General features: G+C 43.0%; 14 protein-coding genes and 1 tRNA gene. 10 read left to right on the top strand and 5 right to left on the bottom strand.

All coding sequences use genetic code 11. The annotated features are described in order from the left end of the window. Positions 1 to 69 precede the first annotated feature (69 nt). Together Q5076_RS02075 and Q5076_RS02070 are read right to left on the bottom strand one after the other, a co-directional pair. Positions 70 to 2,670 carry a hypothetical protein gene (locus Q5076_RS02075; RefSeq protein ID WP_303010570.1) on the bottom strand — a complete coding sequence of 867 codons (2,601 nt, stop codon included), beginning with the start codon at positions 2,668 to 2,670 and terminating at the stop codon, positions 70 to 72. A 115-nt stretch (positions 2,671 to 2,785) separates the two neighbouring features. Next, positions 2,786 to 6,316 carry a two-component regulator propeller domain-containing protein gene (locus Q5076_RS02070; RefSeq protein ID WP_303010569.1) on the bottom strand — a complete coding sequence of 1,177 codons (3,531 nt, stop codon included), beginning with the start codon at positions 6,314 to 6,316 and terminating at the stop codon, positions 2,786 to 2,788. Between the two features lie 144 nt (positions 6,317 to 6,460). On the opposite strand from Q5076_RS02070, the gene Q5076_RS02065 reads away from it, so the two are divergent. The 3 genes from Q5076_RS02065 to Q5076_RS02055 all read left to right on the top strand — a co-directional run bounded on the left by Q5076_RS02065 (position 6,461) and on the right by Q5076_RS02055 (position 9,075). Further along, positions 6,461 to 7,015 (top strand): DUF4738 domain-containing protein, encoded by a 555-nt coding sequence (locus Q5076_RS02065; protein ID WP_303010568.1) that lies wholly within the window; start codon positions 6,461 to 6,463, stop codon positions 7,013 to 7,015. 124 nt (positions 7,016 to 7,139) lie between these two features. Beyond that, the gene (locus Q5076_RS02060; RefSeq protein ID WP_303010567.1) at positions 7,140 to 8,321 is read left to right on the top strand and encodes a heparin lyase I family protein; all 1,182 of its coding nucleotides are present in this window, start codon (positions 7,140 to 7,142) and stop codon (positions 8,319 to 8,321) included. 277 nt (positions 8,322 to 8,598) lie between these two features. Beyond that, the gene (locus tag Q5076_RS02055; protein ID WP_303010647.1) at positions 8,599 to 9,075 is read left to right on the top strand and encodes a PepSY-like domain-containing protein; all 477 of its coding nucleotides are present in this window, start codon (positions 8,599 to 8,601) and stop codon (positions 9,073 to 9,075) included. A gap of 238 nt (positions 9,076 to 9,313) precedes the next feature. On the opposite strand, the gene Q5076_RS02050 is transcribed toward Q5076_RS02055, so the two are convergent. The 3 genes from Q5076_RS02050 to Q5076_RS02040 all read right to left on the bottom strand — a co-directional run bounded on the left by Q5076_RS02050 (position 9,314) and on the right by Q5076_RS02040 (position 14,182). Next, positions 9,314 to 10,522, bottom strand: coding sequence for an L-serine ammonia-lyase (locus Q5076_RS02050; RefSeq protein WP_303010566.1), 1,209 nt, complete (start codon positions 10,520 to 10,522; stop codon positions 9,314 to 9,316). Positions 10,523 to 10,546: 24 nt separating this feature from the next. Then, the gene (gene corA / locus Q5076_RS02045) at positions 10,547 to 11,596 is read right to left on the bottom strand and encodes a magnesium/cobalt transporter CorA (protein WP_303010565.1); all 1,050 of its coding nucleotides are present in this window, start codon (positions 11,594 to 11,596) and stop codon (positions 10,547 to 10,549) included. Positions 11,597 to 11,683: 87 nt separating this feature from the next. Then, entirely contained in the window at positions 11,684 to 14,182 is a 2,499-nt protein-coding gene (locus Q5076_RS02040) for an endonuclease MutS2 (protein ID WP_303010564.1), read from the bottom strand. 133 nt (positions 14,183 to 14,315) lie between these two features. Here Q5076_RS02040 and Q5076_RS02035 point away from each other — a divergent pair. The 7 genes from Q5076_RS02035 (at position 14,316) to Q5076_RS02005 (ending at position 20,080) form a co-directional block, all read left to right on the top strand. Continuing rightward, positions 14,316 to 14,400, top strand: a tRNA-Ser gene (locus Q5076_RS02035). 459 nt (positions 14,401 to 14,859) lie between these two features. Further along, the gene (locus Q5076_RS02030) at positions 14,860 to 15,378 is read left to right on the top strand and encodes a hypothetical protein (protein WP_303010563.1); all 519 of its coding nucleotides are present in this window, start codon (positions 14,860 to 14,862) and stop codon (positions 15,376 to 15,378) included. 360 nt (positions 15,379 to 15,738) lie between these two features. After that, positions 15,739 to 17,037, top strand: a complete 1,299-nt coding sequence (locus Q5076_RS02025) for a sulfotransferase family 2 domain-containing protein (protein ID WP_303010562.1) — start codon at positions 15,739 to 15,741, stop codon at positions 17,035 to 17,037. Continuing rightward, positions 17,034 to 17,807, top strand: a complete 774-nt coding sequence (locus tag Q5076_RS02020) for a galactosyltransferase-related protein (protein WP_303010561.1) — start codon at positions 17,034 to 17,036, stop codon at positions 17,805 to 17,807. The genes Q5076_RS02025 and Q5076_RS02020 overlap by 4 nt, the downstream gene beginning before the upstream one ends. 79 nt (positions 17,808 to 17,886) lie before the next feature. Next, positions 17,887 to 18,528 carry a hypothetical protein gene (locus tag Q5076_RS02015; protein WP_303010560.1) on the top strand — a complete coding sequence of 214 codons (642 nt, stop codon included), beginning with the start codon at positions 17,887 to 17,889 and terminating at the stop codon, positions 18,526 to 18,528. Next, a complete protein-coding gene (locus tag Q5076_RS02010; protein WP_303010559.1) occupies positions 18,525 to 19,784 on the top strand; it encodes a TIGR04157 family glycosyltransferase in 1,260 nt (419 codons plus the stop codon). The genes Q5076_RS02015 and Q5076_RS02010 overlap by 4 nt, the downstream gene beginning before the upstream one ends. 47 nt (positions 19,785 to 19,831) lie before the next feature. After that, positions 19,832 to 20,080 (top strand): class I lanthipeptide, encoded by a 249-nt coding sequence (locus Q5076_RS02005; RefSeq protein WP_303010558.1) that lies wholly within the window; start codon positions 19,832 to 19,834, stop codon positions 20,078 to 20,080. Positions 20,081 to 20,275: the final 195 nt, after the last annotated feature.

Genomic DNA, 20,275 nt, shown 5'->3' with positions numbered 1-20,275 from the left:
ATTGATAATAGATTTATTGTATTGATTATTTGTTTTTGCAATGGTATTGTTGATAAGGGCTCTGCAGGTTTATTCAAGCCAGATGTCTCCAAGCTCGATTTTTACCGTTGTTCCTTTGCCCGGCATTGACAGTTCCAGCTTTTCTATCTTTTCCGGCCGGAAGGCGATTTCCGTTTCCGGATGGAAATATTGTTTCAGGAAGGTCGGGTAGGCTATGGGCAACAGCGCCGTGTCGGTCTGGCGCAAATCTTTTAGGGGAAGCCGTATGATTCCTTCCGTTGACGGGGCGGGGCAGAGGCTCTTATAGGTGTAGCCGTCTGAAGTTACAAACCCTGCGCTAAGTCCTTGCGGAAGTTCTTCCTGACGGTTTACCCGGATGCAAAGGACCGTGCAATCTTTTATTTTGTCTTTTCTTTCTTTAATCGGGGCTTTTACGGACACGCGAAGAAAATGGTGCGGGTTTTCTCCTTTAGGAGTAAAGCTGAACCGCACCAGCGGCTTCTCCACCGGAGAGAAATCGAGGAAGGAACGTTGCAAATCATTCCATTCGGGAAGTGTATATGCTTCTATCCGGCTGAGTGCGTCCGCCGTCGCCAACAACTGTATCGTGCTTCCGGGAGCAACCACTCTGGTACTCCAGTATGAACCGGACGTATAGTCCCAGTCCAACGGGTTTCCTTTCGTCCCGGAAGATTGTCCGGCCGTGGAAGATTCGCCGGGGTAAGTGCGTGTGCCGTTGTCCCGGCAGACAACGATGTTATATCTGAAATAGCCTTCTTTCATTTCTTCGGCGGGTATGGTTGCCTGGTATGTGTAACCGCTTGTGCGTTTCATCTTTATATATGGATTATGCTCATTCCAAAAGGAAATCTTGTCCGTATAGACGATGACTGAGTCGGGGAGGACGTTTCCCGCTACCTGCGCGCTGATAGTCAGCTCTTTGCCGGCTACGGCTACTGTTGCCGGGGTATGGGTCACCTTATAGTCGGTTTGTCTGGGGGAGGGAGCTGCGAATTCTCCGATACGGATGTGATTCCAGGAAGAGTCTGCTTTCCAGCTTTGTTTGGGGGTACAGCCTTTGCGTTTCAGCAGATAGACACCCGGTTGGAGATTGCGGATGGTTCCGTTTGCAACGGTTTCTTCTTTTCGCTGATTTCCTTTGTTCAGGGCGGTGAGGGTGAATGTCCGGCCTAAGTCTGGAATTTGCAGGGTCATGTCCCAATTCCCGTAAATGATGCTGACTACTTCTTTGTCGAGTGCCGGTTTTGCAAACGGGTCATTGACTACCACTGCGTCCGGCATCACTTCCAGGCGCCATACTCCGGGTTCGAGGCAATCGATGAAATAGGCTCCCGTACCTTCGTAACTTACTGCCGGTGAACTTCCGCACCCGGCGATGGATATCAGTTGCGATATGTCTTTCGGCCGGCTGCCCGTCGTATTGGAATAATAGAATTTTTTACCGTTGTTCAATTCACTCAGGTCTTCCGTATAGCTGACACGGAATCCGTCGCCGAACAGAGTGTCTTGCGGATAACTGCCGTAAGATTCTCCTCTTTTCAAACTCTGTGCCGCTTCGGAAGCTATTTTCATGCTGATTGCCTTATTGGGAGTATAGGCGAGGTTCAGAAAGTGGGTCTGGTATTCCGTATTTGCATAGGCGATGTCCAGCGGGTCATAGGAGAACTGGGTTATCCATTGGAAACCTGCCGTACGGAAACTGCGCACCATTGCCGGATACATATAGGAATACAAGATGTCCGCCGGGTCGAATTCATACACTAACCGCGCCTTTTTGTCGAATCCTTTTACTTCGGAGAACGGAATGTCATATCGGTCTACATAAGGCAGAAAGTTACCCTGTTGCGTATGTCCGGATACTAGCCCGATAGGATACCACTGGTAAGTGGTTCCCCGGACGGCAGTCTCGTAGTATGCCTCTACAACGGATTCGTTGTGGCTTACGTTATAGAATACGGGTTTCCGGTTCCCGGCTTTTTCCATTGCTTTCAGCATCCGGCCGATGTAGTTTTTCACCTCTTTTTTCGTGCCGGAATGACAGGGCTCATTGTTGATTTCAAACCCGATGACAGAAGGGTCATCCTTATAGGCCAGTCCTGTGTAGGGGTTGGTGTGTCTGACCAAGTTGTAAAGGTAAGTTTCCTGCGCGGCGATTGCTTCCGGAGCGGAGTGCATGCTGCATTTATCGTAGTTATAGGCAAAACCTCCAGTCGGTTCATTCTGTTCGGGATATCCGTTTCCGAAATTAGTCTGTGCGGTGATAACGATGTGAATGTCCCGTTCTTTGAGTTTGGCAATCAGATAATCCATCAGGTCGAGATGTTCGTTGTTTATCAGGTTGCCTTGCCCGTCTGTCAGTTCCACGTCCCATAAGTGGATGCGGTAGGCATTCAGCCCCAGGCGGGCGAGGTGATATACATCTTTGTCTATGGCAGCTTTGCGGTCTTTTCCCAGATAGCCGAGCGCCCGGTAGGCATGGGCGAAGGGGAGGGTATAGTTCGCTCCGAAAAAAGAGGCTTCTTCGTGAGTGCCGCTCCAGCGCATCACTCCGTTTTTATCTATATATATAGGTGTGGCGGTTGGGTTTCCCTGTATGCCGACGAAGGTAAACAATAAGCCGATAAAGGTAAAAATAAACTGTTTTTTCATGCTATCAAATTTAACGGGTTATTTATGCCGGCAAAGATAAATTACTCGTCAAATTGATAAAAGCACAGATTGGACATATAAGGATAAAAATAGGACGAAAAGCCCTGAAATACCCCTACAGGCTGTCATTCAGGTATTGGCGCGGCGTTTTTCCGAATTCTGCCTGGAAACATTTGGAGAAATAGGAGTGGTTGGAGAAACCGACCATATACATTACTTCGGCAACGGTGAATTTTTTTTGCTGCAATAGCATGGCCGCTTTTTTCATCCGGATGGATTTGATATATTCTACCGGCGACATTCCGGTTAGCTGTTTGACTTTCCGGTAGATTTGTTTATTGCCGATACCCGACAGTTCGCAGAGTGCGTTTACGTTTAATTCCGAGTCTGAGAGATGGTCTTCAATGAGGCGGGTGATGTTCGATAAGAATTTCTCGTCCTGTGATTCCGCTTCAATCGGTTTGAGCACGGGCAATGCTTCCGGTTGTTTTTTGGCTTGTGTTGCCGGCATTTCTTTTTCTTCTACCGCTATGATGGGGATGCAAAGCCCGACTGAGGTTCCTTTCCCTTCTTCCGAAGTTATCCCGTTGATATGTCCTCCATGCAGTTCCGTATATGTCTTTACCAGGTAAAGGCCGATACCTGTCCCTTCCCTGTTGCCGGAATGAGGGGATTGGAAAAAACGTTGGAAGATATATGGAATGTCTTGTTGCGGAATTCCTATGCCCGTATCCGATACGCAGATATCCAACAATCCGGTCTCTTCGCGATAGAAGAGGGACAACCGGATGCTTCCGCCTTCCGGGGTGAATTTAACGGCATTTGAAAGCAGGCTGTCTATTATCACTCCCAGTTTTATGGCGTCCATGTCTGCATAGATTTTTGCTTTGTTGGTTTCGAAATGAAAGTTTAGATGTTTGTCTTCTTCATATACGGAGAAAAGGCTGTGGCAGAATGAAACGAGTTCGATGCGGGATAAGATGAGCAGTGAATCTTCATTATCCTCAATCCGGTTGAAATTGAGAATCTGATGAATCAGCGAATTTATTTTCATGGCATTGCGTTGCACTTCTTCCAAGGTCTGCCTTTCATCCGTTTCTTCCGTGCCGGGAAGTAGCTGGCTTACGGGAGCGATAATCCGGCTGAGCGGTGTTTTCAGCTTATTGGACAAGTGGGTGAAGAAAGCTATTTTCTGGTGCGACTGTTCCAGAATTTTCTCTTTTTCGATTCGTTCTGTTTTCAGCCTGTTTTTTACCCGGAAGAAATTTACGGTCCAGGCGATGAGGCAGAAGAATAACAGGACGTAGGTTATTTTTGCCCAAAGCGTGTAGTACCACGGGGGCAGAATCTTTATATCCAGGATGTAGGGGTGTTCGGAAGGGTAGCCGTTTTTTTCTATCCTGCTGATGAGCAACCGGTAATTTCCATAGTTAAGGTTGCTGTATGTGATGCGGTTCGTATTGGATTTCAGGAAATTCCATTCCTTGTCCATCCCTTCCAGGCGATAGACGAATTCATGTTTTTCTTCCAGCGAGTAAGGAAGGTCGGAAAGTTCGAAGGCTAAGTTGTTCTGGTTGTATTCCAGTTCGATAGAGCTGGTATAGCGGATATTGGGAATGGCTGCTCCCGTGCGGGGAGACATCAGCAGGTTGTTGATGTATATGGCTGTCAGCAGAATCGGCCGTTCCGGCGGAACCATCGCTTGTATTTCCGGGCGGGAGATGCCGAAACCGTCTGCGCCTCCCAGATAAATGTTTTCGTCTTTCGAATCGAACAGTAGGCAGGTGAAACGTTTATCTGTCATGTTTTGTTGGCAAACGTCCATGTTTTTGCGGTTGATAATCCAAATCCCGTTTGTCGTGGAAATCCAGATGTGTTCTTTTACGGAAGTCATGGATAGGATTTCATTGTTGTTGAAACTGCCGAAACTGACGCTCTGCCGGCTGGAATCTTTCGGGTTGATGCGCATCAGCCCTCCGTGGAATCCGACCCAAAGCATGCCGTCTTCATCGCGTAGGAGATAGTTCGGGCTTTTTTCTCCGCTCAATTCGTCGGCGAACAGCTTGGTTACTTGTCGCGTGCGGGGATTGATTTTGTCTATTCCTTTGCTGTTGTAAAGCAGCACCCATACGTTGCCTTCCGTGTCGGGAACGATTTGGTTGATGAACATTCCGGACAGGCCGTTACGGGTGGAGTAATTCTGTTCGGCTACGTACGGCTTGCCGGCGGATTGCATCAGTTTGTGTTTGTCGACGACGAAGATTCCTCCGAGGCAGGTTGCAATCCATAGTTTTCCGCCGGTGTCCTCAAACAGGTAATAAGCCCAGTTGGCGTTGTTCGTGCCTGTGCTGTCCACGATATTGTAATGCACGAATTGCCGGGTCTTGTAATCGTAACGGTTGATGCTGCCGTCTGTGGCTATCCAGAGGTGTTGCTCCTTGTCTTCGTAGATGTGCCGGATACGGTTGTGGGATAACGGATATTTTTTGTCTCCCATTCTGTACCAGACGGCATCATGGCTGTTGCCTGTGGGATTGTTGAACCGGATGATTCCGTTAGTGCCTCCGAACCAGTAGAATCCTTTTGAATCCCGGAACAGGGAGTAAAACTGGTTCCCGTCTCCCGTGCCTGTTATTTGTGAGATGGGAATGAATTGCATTGCGCTGTTGTAGCGTGAGAGTGAGATGCCGTAATCGGTGCCTAGCCAGATGTTATGTTCCTGGTCGGCGAATATGTTCCAGATGATGTTGTTGGTCAGTGACTGGATATTGCGGGAGTCATGTACGATGTGCTGCAGGCTCCCGTCGGCGTTCCGGTAAATGTAAAGCCCGTTGTCTGTGCCTGCCAGCAGATTCCCTTCTCCGTCCAGAGCCAGGGACTTGACGGAATTGTTGTGGAAGGCTTCTATCGGTTGCATGTTTCCTGTCTGAGGGGTGTATCGGAAAAGGTGTCCTTCCATTCCGATCCAGATACATTGCCGGGTGGTGTCTTCCAGCAGGGAATTGACAAACAAATTACTGGCGTCATGGTTAACGGGTAGGGGAATTTTTTCAAAATCCCCGTTTTCTTTTGTATAGCGGCACAGGCCGTTGTATGTGCCTATGTATATTTGGTTGTTCCGGGTACGTATGATGGAATATATCGTGTTGTGGGAAAGCCCGCTGTTTGTACTGTTATAAGCAACCAGTTTTTTGCTTTTCAGCTCGTAGGTGTATAATCCGTTGAGCGAGCCTATCCATAGCGTGTCTCCTTGAAGTGCCATTGTGCGGACGTCTGTCGGCAATTCTATTTCCGGCTGTTCGTATTTGTCCGTCCGGTAATTATAAACCAGCATCTCGTCGTCCGTGCCCAGGTATAAATAGGTGTTGTCTATGATGATTCCGCAATAGATACGTGTGTTGCTATACTCGCCGTAAGTAAAATGCTGTTGCATGGAATAACCGTCGTAACTGAACAACCCTTTGTTGGAACCGATCCATATCAGGCCTTCGCTGTCTTGCAGGAAACAACTGATGACTGATGCTTCGGCCCCAAGATACATGTTGTCGAATTGTTGATAGTTTATTTTTCGCCCGTATCCGTATATGTTGCAGTTGATGCAGAATATGCAGATGAGGAAAAGGGTTGTTATCATTCGTCGGCGCATAGTGTCGGGGTTACGTTTTTTTGTCAGTATTTGTTGTGAAAAATATTCCTTTGTCTTGCAAATGTAGGAAAAATGTCGGTTACACTTGTAAATCTCACCGTCTTTTTGTTCCTTTGCTGTCTATTATAAAACAGAAAAATCAGGATGAAAAAGCTCATTTATCTGCTCTTGTTACCGATGGTTGCCGCTCTCGCCGCTTCTTGTAGCGGTAGTAAGGAAAAAAAAGGCGATGAATCGGTATTGGTGAAAATGGATAGCGTGGATGTTCATGGAATACAGCGGATGCAGGTGTCTAAAAGTGAAATGGATATTAAGTTTAAAGGAAAGAATTACCGCTCTTTTGTCTCTCGTGTTCCCGACGAAAGCCTGCCTCATGTCACTAATGAAATGGGGGATACGTATGTGGATAATAAGATTGTGTTGCGTCTGTCGTGCGGCGGTAAGTCCGTGTTTGACAAGACATTCACCAAAAATGATTTTTCTTCCGTGGTAGATGCCGTTTTTTTATCCAAGTCTGTTTTGGAAGGGATTGTGTATGATAAGACGACGCCGCAGGGAATTGTGTATGCGGCGAGTGTCTGTTATCCCCAAACGGATTTGTATATTCCGCTTTCCATTACGATTACTGCTAACGGGAAAATGACTGTCCGGAAAGTTGACATGCTCGAAGACGAATATGGGGAAGAAGCTTCCGATTAGGCTTGTGAAGGGGATTTTTCCGGTAAAATTGCACAAATGTGAAAGTATTTGAAACAAATAAAAGGCAGCCGCAAGGGTTGCCTTTTGTATTTTTGCGCAGTTGATAATTTAATACCGGACTGGAATGAAGAAAAATATTTGGGTTATTATTTATGTGCTGGCGGCAGGATGTATGACACTGGCGGCACAGACGGAGAATACGCAAACGTTGGTTCCGTTGACCGAACGGGTAAATGTGCAGGCTGATTCTGCCCGTACAGACCAGATTATAGATGGTTGTTGGGTGGCTGTAGGGACTAAAAAGCCTCACGCGATTCAGAGGGACTATACTTGCCTGTTGGACGGGAAACCTTCTTACCGTTTTGAGTTGAAGGAGGATGATAATACGTTGTCGGGATATGCCAAGGGGGAGACAAAGGGGCGTGCCGAATTCTCGTATTGTTACGCGACTTCCGATGATTTCAAAGGGTTGCCTGCTGAGGCGTACCGGAAAGCGCAGATTACGAAAACCGTGTATCATCATGGAAAGGGGGCTTGTCCTCAGGGGGCCTCCCGTGATTATCAGTTCTCGGTTTATATTCCTTCTTCTTTAGATCGTAATGTGTCCACTATTTTTGCCCAATGGCATGGGATGCCGGACCGTACTTTGGTGCAGACTCCGCAGGGCGAAGTGAAGAAGTTGTCGATAGACGAGTTTGTCGAATTGGAGAAAAAGACTGTATTCAAAAAGAATGTGGGGCATGAAAAAATTGCCAGACTGGACAAATCGGGAAATCCGGTAAAAGATAAACAGGGAAATCCTGTTTATAAGGCTGGAAAACCGAACGGATGGCTGGTTGAACAGGGAGGATATCCTCCGTTGGCGTTCGGATTTTCCGGGGGATGGTTTTATGTTAAGGCGAATTCCGACCGCAGGTGGTTGACGGATAAGGATGATCGTTGCAACGCGAATGTGGAAAAAACGCCGGTTATGAAGCCGGTAACGTCCGAATATAAGGCGTCGACTATTGCATACAAGATGCCTTTCGCCGATTTTCCGAAAGATTGCTGGGTTACTTTCCGGGTCCGCATTGATTGGACGGTGTATGGCAAAGAGGCTGAGACGGTGGTGAAACCGGGCAAGTTGGATGTCCGGATGGACTATACGGAGAAGGGGAAGGAGATTGGCAGGCATATCGTAAATAATGAGGAAATCTTGATTGGACGTAATGACGATGATGGCTATTATTTTAAATTTGGTATTTACCGTGTAGGTAACAGCACTACGCCCGTATGTTATAATTTAGCGGGATATTCAGAGAAATAGGATAGTTTTCAGAGGTAAGGTAGAAAGAATGTGGCGTCCGGATGTCTTTTTTATGGGCATCCGGATTTTTTTGCGGATTGGCTGCCGGGAATTAAAGAATGTGAAAAATGCTATTTCTTGGATGATTGTCAAATCTTTATTGAGGCTGTATCGTTATTTGCAATAGGAAAATTAATGTGTAACAGCCATATTAAAACTAACAATCATGAGGAATATTTTATCAGTGAGCCCGGACCGGAAAGCGGTTCCGGGGAATTGGGGGGTAAGTGTCTGGATAATGGCGTTGATATGGGCCGCCTTTGTATTGGGCGCTTGTAGCGACGACAACGATGATGATGATACTTATGTGCCGCCGACTAATATTGTGGAGGCTCTGAAACAGGTGTATCCGGGAGCGCAGAATGTGGAGTGGGAGGTAAAGGGCGGATATTATGTCGCCGATTGCTGGGTGAGCGGTGATGAATTGGAAGTCTGGTTTGATGAGAATGCAAACTGGGTGATGACGGAAAACGAGTTGGATAGCGTGGATGATTTAGTGCCGGCTGTTTATACCGCTTTTAATAATTCGGAGTATGGCTCGTGGGTGGTAACGGATGTTTATGTGCTTGTTTATCCGCTGAATCCCACCGAATCTGTGATTCAGGTGAAACAGGGGGGCGTGCGTTATGCATTGTATTTTTCACAGGAAGGCGGGTTGTTGCATGAGAAAAATATCAGTAACGGCGATGATACGAATTGGCCTCCTACGGAATAGTTTCTATGACGGAATGTATAAATTCCGGAATTTGGGCAATAAATGGCTTGGTGTTTGTAAATGATTGATAATCAGTGTATAATGAGGCGTGTTTTTCCTTTAAAACCAACGGGTCGTTCCTTTTAAAGGAACGACCCGTTGCACACCGAGAAACGCCCTGTTCCTTTAAAAGGAACAGGGCGTTCGCCTTATATGCCGTCAGAGGACTTTTTTTTGTTGAAATATATTATGGGAAAGATTACATTTGCTGGTAGTCCTTGGCCAGTCCGCCTTCGCTTGTTTCTTTATAGAGTGAAGGAAGGTCATGGCCTGTCTGTTTCATGACTTGCACTACTTTGTCGAAAGAGACCCGGTGCATTCCGTCCGTAAAGGCGGAATACAGGTTGGCATCTAATGCACGGGCGGCAGCATAGGCGTTTCGTTCAATGCATGGAATCTGCACGAGTCCGCATACGGGGTCGCAGGTCATTCCCAAGTGGTGTTCCAGCCCCATTTCTGCCGCATATTCAATCTGTGCCGGGCTGCCTCCGAATAATTGGCTGGCGGCTGCCGACGCCATTGCGCAGGCAACTCCCACTTCTCCCTGGCAACCTACTTCCGCACCGGAGATGGATGCGTTGAATTTGACGATGTTGCCGATTAGGCCGGCGGTGGCTAATGCACGTAAAATACGTATATCGCTGAACTCACGGCTTTTTTGCAAGTGATAAAGGACAGACGGCATTACGCCGCAGGAGCCGCAGGTGGGGGCTGTTACGATTTTTCCGCCGGAAGCGTTTTCTTCGCTTACGGCCAAAGCGTAGGCAAAGACGAGCCCTCTTGATTGCAGGGATTGCTTGTATCCGGTGGCGCGTATATAATAGGTGGAGGCTTTTCGCCGCAGGTTTAACGGGCCCGGCAGTACGCCTTCCGCTTCCAGCCCGCGGTGGATGGCATCTTTCATGGTTTCCCATACTTCTGCCAGGTAGTCCCAGATGTCTTCTTCTTCGCACTCTTTTACATATTCCCAATAACTTTTTCCCGTATGCTCACACCATCCCAGTATTTCGGTCATCTTGTTCATATCATACACTTCCGGGCTTTCGATGGTCTGGTTGTCGTTGTTTTCGGCCAATGCTCCTCCTCCGATGCTGTAGACTGTCCAGTTCTCCCGGATTTTATTGTTGGCATCAAAGGCGGCGAATGTCATTCCGTTCGGATGGAAAGGGAGGAATACTTTGGGCTGCCAGACTATTTCTACCGGAGCCGCTGCCTGGAGCGTATCTATGATGGCTACGTCTGTCATGTGGCCTTTTCCGGTAGCGGCAAGGCTCCCGTAAAGTGTCACTTTGAAGGAGGCCGCATCCGGGTGACGTTCCAAAAACATTTCGGCTGCTTTGCGGGGACCCATTGTGTGGCTGCTGGAAGGGCCGGTACCGATTCTATAAAGTTCTTTAATTGATTTCATAACTGCTGGCTTATGTTGACTAAATTAATACCATTTCTTTTTTTTAAAGTACAAATATACGATAATACCGATAATTGCCATTACAATCCATGCAAATAAGTAACCGTATTGCCAGTCGAGTTCGGGCATCCATTTATAATTCATGCCCCATACCCCGACTAGAAAAGTCAGGGGAATGAATATGGCTGATACGACGGTCAGGCGTTTCATGATGTCATTCATGCGCAAATCGTTGTTGGATATGTAAAGGTCGACTAGGGAAGACAGGGTTTCCCGGCATATTTCAATGGTCTGTAACACGAATTGCAGGTGGTCGTTCACATCATTGAAAAATGCCCGGTTTACTTTATGGATGAGCAGGTTTTCAGCCCGTAACAGTTTTATGTATTGTTCTTTTAACGGCAGGACTGATTTTTTCATCAGCATGTATTGACGCCGGAGGGACTGGATTTGTATGCCGATATCGTTTTCATCGGTGATAGTGAGCAGCTCTTCTTCCAAATCTTCGAGTGCATCGTCAATGGATGATATGGTTGATGTGTAATTCGCCATTATGCTGTTTAATAGCACGCTTAAAAGGTAGTCTGTCTGCCGGCTGCGTATTTTCAATACGTCATTGCGCAAGGCTATGCTGACATCATTGAAGAAACCGGTTTCTTTTTCAAGGAAGGTGAGCACGTAGTTGCCACCGAGAATGAGGCAGATTTGTTGCTGGAGCAGTTCGTCCGGTCCGTCTTCTTCTTGACGGTCGGGACGGAATAGTTTTAGGATTAGGACGATGTATTTGTCGTGTTCTTCTATTTTGGTGGGATGATTGGCATTCAGTATATCCTGCAATACGAGGAAGTCGATTTCAAAGTGACTGCAAATATCGCGGATTGTTTCGGTGTTTTCCAATCCGTGCACTTGCAACCAGTTGATTCGTGTATTGTCCAGGGTGTTTTTTACGGATTGGAAGGTGTCGCCGGAACTTTCCTGCATCTCGGTAGCATTGTAGGTGCAGAGGTGAATATGGGTAGGAGTGAGGCTGTCTCCTGTGTAGGTTAATTTTTCGGTGAGCAGGTTATTTTTCATGCTTTATTTTCATTTTGGGAAACCGCTGCCGCAAAGGTAGCGGTTTCCTGGATGGGAACAAGGTTTTTCAACATTTTGTTTGTCTGTTCAGTCAAAATCGATTACCGTGATTCCTGCGCCTCCGAGCTGGACGTGTTCGTCGGCATAGTGGCGGATGTTCGGTACGGTAGACAGGTATTGGCGGATGAGTGTGCGGAGGATTCCCGTACCGGTCCCGTGAAGGATGCGTACGCGGTCCATTCCCACTAGTATGGCGTCGTCGATGAAATAGGTGACTGCTTGCAGGGCTTCATCTCCACGCATTCCGCGCACATCGAGGTCTTGTTTGAAATTGAGTTTCTTCTCGTACATCCGGTCGTGGGTCTGGCTGCTGACAAAGGTGCTTTTGGCGATGTTTTCCGTTTTGGGGGTTGCATTCGTACGTTCGAGCCGGTCTGACTTGACGGTTGTTTTGATGCTTCCGAAAACGACTGTCGCATTTTTGCCGTTGATTTCCACAACTTGTCCGATGCTGGTTTGTCCTTTGATTTTCACGTTGTCACCGATTGTGACAGGAGCCGTTTTAGAAATGCCCGCCGTTTGAGGTGCGGTAATTTTCTGTTCGTTTTTCCTGTTTTTTCTCCGTTCTTGTTTCTCTTTCAGCTTTTCCATTTTCCGCGCTATTTTTTCTTCTTGTTCTTTGGAAGTCAATGTTTCCAGGGATGTGCGGAAGTCTGCCAGTTCTTGGCGCGCCGAACGGGTTTTTTCTTTTTCCGCTTGTGCTTCTTTTATCGTTCGGATGGTGTTTTCGATGCGTGCGTTTGATTCCTGCAATATTCGTTCGGCTTCTTCTTTCGCTTGTTTGATAATCTCTTTTCGCGATTTCTGCAGTTCTTCCATTTCTGCCTGGTAGCGGGCTATCGTTTCTTCCATGTGTTTTTCCCGTTGGCGGATGGTCTGGCGTTTTCCTTCCCAGTAGCGTTTGTCTCGTACGATGTCTTGGAGGTATTTGTCGGCATTGATGTATTCGCTTCCGACGATTTCCGAGGCATCTGCAATCACGTCTTCGGGGAGTCCGATTTTTCGGGCGATTTCTACGGCGAATGAGCTTCCCGGATTCCCGATTTGCAATTGGAAAAGCGCTTGCATCAAATGGCGGTCGTAGAGCATTGCTCCGTTGACTATGCCTTCATGGTCTTCTGCAAAGTGTTTCAGGTTTTGGTAATGGGTGGTTATCACCCCGAACGTGCCTTTCTGGTTGAAGCGTTTCAGAACGGCTTCCGCAATGGCGCCTCCGATTTGCGGCTCTGTCCCTCCTCCGAATTCATCGATTAGAATAAGGCTTTGTCCGTTACAGTTTTTCATCATTATCTTCATGTTAGTCAGATGTGAGGAGTAGGTGCTTAAATCGTCTTCGATGGACTGTTCGTCGCCGATATCTATAAAAATGCTATGAAAGATGCCTGCATGGCTGCGTTCATGCAGAGGTACGGGCATGCCGCATTGCAACATGTATTGTAGCAGGCCTACTGTTTTCAGGCAAACTGATTTGCCGCCGGCATTCGGGCCGGAGATGATGAGGATACGTTGTTTCTGGTTCAGCTCGATATCCAAAGGGACTACTTTCTTTCCATGTTTTGCCAGTGAAAGTTGTAGCAGGGGGTGTACGGCCATTGTCCAGTCTAACATCTGTGTGTTTTCGACGGTGGGTTTCAGGCTGTCGGTCTGTATGGCGAAATGGCTTTTCGCACGGATAAAATCGATTTCCGCCAGAAATTCATACGATTGGAGTATTTCGGGTATCGAGGGACGTAGGATATTGGAGAATTCGGTAAGGATGCGAATGATTTCCCGTTTTTCGTCTCCTTCCAGTTCGCGGACGCGGTTGTTGGCTTCTACGACTTCTGCCGGTTCGATGAATACGGTTTTTCCACTTGCGGATTCATCATGGACGATTCCTTTTATTTTTCGTTTGAGTCCCGGTGCGACCGGAATTACCAGGCGCCCGTCCCGCATGGTGGGAGCTACGTCTTTATCTACGTATCCTTCGGATTGTGCATTGCGCAGGATGTTGTTCAATGATCGGGAAATGCTTCCCATTGTGTTGGCCAGCTCCCGGCGGATGCGGGCCAGTTCTGCAGAGGCATTGTCTTTTATCTTCCCGTATTTGTTCAGGATATTGTCTATTTTGCCAATCAATTGGGGAAATACGGCAATATCTCCTGCCAATCGTTTCAGGCAGGGGTAGGGAGTGCCGCTTTCTTCGTCTTTGTCTTGATGGAGGAAACGGACGATATCCCGGATGGTTTCCAGTGAACGGCGTAGGTCGAACAGCTCCTGTTCATCCAGATACATGCCTTCTATCCGCACTCGTTTTAACGAGGGGCGGACATCAAAGAAAAACTGATCGGGAAAACTGTCTTCTTCTTGAATGATACGGACGAATTCTGTGACTTGATTTAGTTTCTCCTCCACTTCTTCATATTCTCCGGAAAAGCTCATCTCTGATACTCGCTCTTTTCCTAAAGTGCTAAGGCATTTATCTTTTAGCAACTGTCTTATCTGGTCGAATCCTATCTTTTGCTCAAAATTTTGAGGGTATATCATACTTTTATTGCTTATAATGGGGTACAAAAATACGATTAATTCATGAAAAAAATACCAGATTGTTTGCAGATTTAAAAATGATTCGTACCTTTGCATCGCTTTCAACGGAAAGTACTTCTGACAAGGAGGTTTTGGAGAGGTGGCAGAGTGGTCGATTGCGGCGGTCTTGAAAACCGTTGTACTGCGAGGTACCCGGGGTTCGAATCCCTGTCTCTCCGCGATAAACATTGATTATCAATGATTTGGGAAAATGACACCTAATTTTACATTATTGGATGTAAAATCAGGTGTTTTAATTAAAGAAGAAATAACCTCAAAAAACATATTCAAGCTTTCCTATTTTATAATCCATCCCTTTGTTATCAAAAAAATATTTTTATGAAAAATATAAATGCAATTCAAATTCATTTTAGTCAGAATTTAAGTCATATTAAGCATCTGAGTGGAATTTTAATGGGGACTTACGTCCTGTTTGTCTAAACAATGTCTATGGATTAACGAACATTACCGGTGAGACTCAGACTTGTAATTTAGGAATTTCATGAGTATGATAAGGAATGCATTCGTTTTCTACCACTATATTTAAATTTTTATAACTATTCGATGTAAGGGAACGCTTCTTCTGCAGTGTATTTATATAAAAGACACCAATATCAATACCTGTAAAAACTTATATTATGCTATCGGAAAATTTAGAGGAGAAAAATATCAAATTAGAAGAAAGAATATCTGAATTTATAAAACTTTTGGATAATAGAGATGTGTTAAATCAAGATTTAGTAAACCGTAATCGTGAATTAAAAGCTAAACTCAATTCGCATTTTGCGATAATAAGTGAGTTTGAAGAAGATGAATTATTTTTAATAATAGGCTTGGAACTTTTGTTGTTATTAAAAAAGCGTAGATATAATCAACTCAGAAATGAGGCACATTGGTTGCTTTTGTATGCTGCCATTAATATACTTTATGGTGATATTAGTGACCTGCTTAGTCCTATTGGTTTAACATCTCAGGAAATGAAAGTTTGCTATCTTACTTACATCAGACTACGTAATTTAGAACAGTCTGAAATATTGAGTCTCGAAGTAAATACAATCAAAAAATATAAAAACAGAATAAGAAATAAGCTAAAAATAGAAGAGAATACTCAACTTTCTGTCTACCTTTCTCGCTTTTCCAGACAGAATAATAAATAGCTAAAATGAAGATTGTGAATAAAATAGTAATATGTTTTTCTTCTTTTATTTTGTCACCCTGAAAAGATTGTAAAACATAAAAAAGAACCTTATATTTGTCTGATAGAAAATAATTCCTTAATGAAAAATACGCAAATATATGAAATGCATTGATAAATAATTTTATTCAATTCAAAATTTGAAGAAACTGCTATAGTACTGTGTAAAGCTTTATAATTAACATATACGAGGACATAATTCTCAAAAGTAACAAACTATGTATCATTATTTTCTCGTGACGTACTTACGATACATCCAATTATCAGTCTGATAAATAAATTTGTCATATAAAGAATATGAACCTTATTAATAATTTGTAATATGACTCAACGAACTGACTTTCAAAAAGCATATCATAGTCCTTTTTTTCAGAACTATTTTTGCTTGATAGAAAAACACAAAGCTGCTTTCGTTTGTATTTCAAAGAATGCTTCTACATATTTGAAGAATATTGCTATATATGCTAAAGAAGGAGACAAGGATTTATCTGAAAATGAGATTCATACACGAGTGGGGTATTCGCCTCGAAACGGCTATCTGATTCCTGTTTTAAAAATGCTTGACTATGAAGAAAAGTATGGGAAATTATTAAAGTTTGCCGTGTGGAGAGATCCTGTGGAACGTTTGGTTTCAAACTATAAGTGGTTCCTGCAAGAAGAGAATTGGAGAGTTTATTTCAATTGGCTCAGTTTGTATGAAGATAATTCATTTGAAAGATTTCTAGAATTTGTAGAGTTTGAGCTTGGCAAATCCGATCCGACGATGCAGGACGAACACATAAGAAAACAAGCGGATTATTACAAAGCCTTGGATGTTGATTGTATTGTTCGGATGAGTGAACTGAATCATTTTCTTATTCAAAGTGGAATACCAACATTAAAAAAACAAAACAATCAAACTCGTAAAAGTAAAATTGAAGTTACGCCCGAGCAGATAAATAGAATTAAAGAATTATATAAAGATGATTATTCTTTGCTAGAGCATGTAAATGCTGTCACGTTTGAATCTTTATGCGTATCGGAAGCTCATGTTATCGACGGTTCATTTTCAAATACAATTGGAATGAATGGCAATATGGGAAAAGTTATGTCATTTTTTTCATTATACCAGAAGACACAAGAACCCAAATGGAAGTCACTGGCGGAAAGTTTATTAAATACCGTTTTAGGCAAATGTAACCGGAATTCGTCCTTATCATACGGAGAAGGATTGTGCGGTGTGGGATACGGATTGGAATATCTATTGCAGAATCATATCGTTGAAGGGGAAGCGGATGAGGTGTTATCGGATATAGATACTCTTGTCTTGAATGAAATAAACAGACGTACATTGCAAGGATTAAACATTGACGATGGTATATTGGGATTGGTTTACTATTTGTATTGTCGACTACACTACAGAACGGAATCCGAAGAAAGGATTGTATTGACTCTTAAAGAACATGTGATTTACCTCATTGATTGGATAGAAGAAGCTATACGGGATGGTTCTCGCAAATCCAACTTCTATGAAACATACTTTATACTCACTCTATTACATAGATTGAATATACTCAATGCCAAAGTAGAAAAGTTACAAGATACCGTAATGGGAATATTAACTTTAAAATTAACGAAATGATTGATTCTGTCAGTATAGTCATACCGGTAAGAATAGATTCGGTAGAACGCAAAGAAAATTTGCGATATGTATTATGGTATTTGTTGCAATCACCTTTTGTCCATATAGATATTATCGAAGCGGATAGTGAACAGCGTTTTCATTGTCCACTGCATAATAGGGTACGCTATCGGTTTATTCAGGATGTAGAGACTGTTTTCTATCGGACTCATTTTTTGAATCAGTTGTTAATCAATGCAGAATATCCAATTGTAGGTGTCTGGGATACAGACATTATAGTACAACAAAAACAATTGGTGGAAGCAATCGAAATGATAGAAAATGGTAATGTTATGAGTTTTCCCTATAATGGTGAATTTCGTCTGTTAAACAAGGACGAAAGTACTTTAATAAGGAATGGAAGTAAAGTGTTGTCGTTATCATCAGGTGTTTTATTAATGAGACGTCCATCAGTAGGTGGAGCTTTTCTGGTGAACAAAGAGAAATATTTATTAGCAGGTGGAGAAAACGAAGGTTTTTATGGCTGGGGACCTGAAGATATAGAAAGAGTAAAAAGGATGGAGATACTGGGACATTTTGTTGGTAGAGTTAAAGGACCTTGTTATCACCTTTATCATCCAAGAGTAGCGGAAACGGGAGTGAATCATGGAGAAAGAACTATGCAGAATCAAAAAGTACTTTTGGACACATGTAATAAGACGAAAGAAGAACTGACATCATTAATAAAAAAACATATAGGAGTATTTTCTTATATGAAGAGCTGGACGTAAGCCCTATTTTTTATCATTACTTATATTGTAATTTTTTATTATCAAACTAAATGATATTAAGTTAAAATCAAAAAATGAAATGAACATTAAAGATAAAACCAAAGAATGTGATTTACTTCAACGTATTGTGAATCATTTGACCATACAGAATATTACTGTGCATGATATAGGCCTACTAAATGGGAAAATGGGTATTGCCTTTTTTTTCTATCATTATGCCCGATATAAAAAAGACTCTCTGTACGAGGTATTGGCGGGAAACTTAATGGACGAAATTTGTGACAATCTCCATGATAATATGCCTATTACTATAGATAAAGGACTTTGTGGTATTGCATGGGGAATATGTACGTTGTTGGAACAAGACTTTTTGGATGGTGATGCCGACGAGGTACTAAATGATATTGACTATAAAATCATGGAACGAGATCCTATGCGAATGATTGACTTTTCATTTCGTACAGGTCTTGAGGGAGTCCGGTGTTATGTACAAGCCAGACTCTCATTTGCGGAAAAAAGACAAACTACACGTCCATTCGATAATATGTATATATATGCATTAGAGAAGAGTGTCCAAAAAGCCGGACTACCTTTGAAGTCTGTTTCGCCTTTAGATGTAATTACTCCACCTCAATTGAATGAAACTATTGATATTCTGAAATTACCGTTAGGGCTGGACGGCGGTTGTGCCGGACTAGCTTTAAAAACATTATACAGATGAAACATATTTATCTTTTTAGTAGTGACAGTCGTGCTGGGGATTACGGTATTGGTACTTATATCCGTGAATTGACAGAATGTATCAAAGGAGAACGAGATGTACGCTTGTCTTTGGTAGAATTACAATCCATAGAAAAAGAGTTCTCAATTGTAGAGTCGGAAGGAATACGAACGATTAAAATTCCCTCTCCTCGTTTGGTTCCATATTGGCAGTTACAACCGGGGAAAATGGAACTATATAATTTGGCTGTCAGTTGTTTATTAAAGTCGCAAATAGATAAAGATGAAGACAATGTATTTCATCTGAATTACTTACAGCACGACTCATTAGTGCCATATCTGCGTAAATTATATCCTTCATGTAAGATTGTTTTTACAATTCATTATATGGGATGGCTTACTTTGATAAAAGGTGATAAAGCCTGCTTCAAAAAGATTATTCAAAAAGAAGAAATGGAGCGGACGGATGTCACAGAGAAGTCTGTTTATGATGATTATTATAGGACGAAAGCTATGTGTCAGTCGGTAGATAATATAGTATGTTTATCGTTTTACACCTTTGATATATTGCAAACAGAGTACGAAATCCATCAAGAACAACTAACTTTTATTTCCAATGGTTTAAAGGATGAAGCTGTAATAGTAGATGAAAGACAAAAGCGAGCAATAAAAAAAGAACTGTCTTTTAACGAAAATGAGAAAATAGTTCTTTTTGTAGGTAGATTGGATGAGGAAAAAGGGCTTCTGCTACTCTTGAAAGCTTTTGAAAGAATAGTAGTTCATTCTTCCGATGTACATTTGATAATTGCCGGAAGTGGCAATTATGACAGATTTCTAAAGGAGTGCATATCGTTTTACGGAAGGGTTACCTTTACAGGGAGAGTAGATAAAGGTTTTTTATATAAATTGTATCAAATAGCTGATGTGGGTGTTCATCCTTCGCTCAATGAACAATGTAGTTATGTAGCTATTGAGATGATGATGCATGGAATACCTTTAGTAGGTATTGATTCGGCAGGAATTGGAGAAATGATAGAATCAGGTTATAATGGCTATAAAGTATGTGGTGAACAGGAACCTTTATCAGCTACCTCCGAACAAAACTTACAGATAGAGCAATTGGGAAAGCGCACATTAGAAATTCTACAAGACGATGAATTGCGGCAAAAGCTGAGTGCGAATAGTCGGGTAGTTTATCGCAATCGCTATAAAGATATTAAAATGAAAAATAAGATATTGGAAGTCTATTTAAAGTAAAAGAATTCCGGTTTTTAAATAATTATTAATCTTTAAAATGTAACATTATGGAAGAAAAGAAAAAGCTTAAAAAATTAGTCCTCAAAAAGGAAGAAATTGTGAATCTGAATGATTATGAAATGGGAGCAATACGCGGAGGTAGTTGGTCGCAAATTATCTCGAAATCGATTAAATACACTGCGCTTGTATATGAAATAATAGATGGTTATTTTGATACAAACAATAATAATGATGGCATCTCACAAGAAGTATATGCTGGTGGATGTTTATTGCCTGAAGTTTATGTTACTCCTTAAAATGCATTAATAAAGAGAGTGTGTCGAAGATTGAAAGACTTATTTTTTCTGTTATTTAGAATATCCCCCCTCTTTTTCTATTTATACAAAGAGGTGGCTCTTGCTTTAATCTTGAAATGACGATAATGAGTTACAAACTTAAGACACACTTTCTTTCTCAAATTAGAAAGGAAAATTATGTGTATTACCGACATA

Source organism: uncultured Bacteroides sp., from assembly GCF_958445495.1.
In the GTDB taxonomy this organism is placed as follows: Bacteria; Bacteroidota; Bacteroidia; order Bacteroidales; family Bacteroidaceae; genus Bacteroides.
Note: the sequence above shows the minus strand (reverse complement) of the source record. Positions and strands in the feature narration are given on the sequence as shown.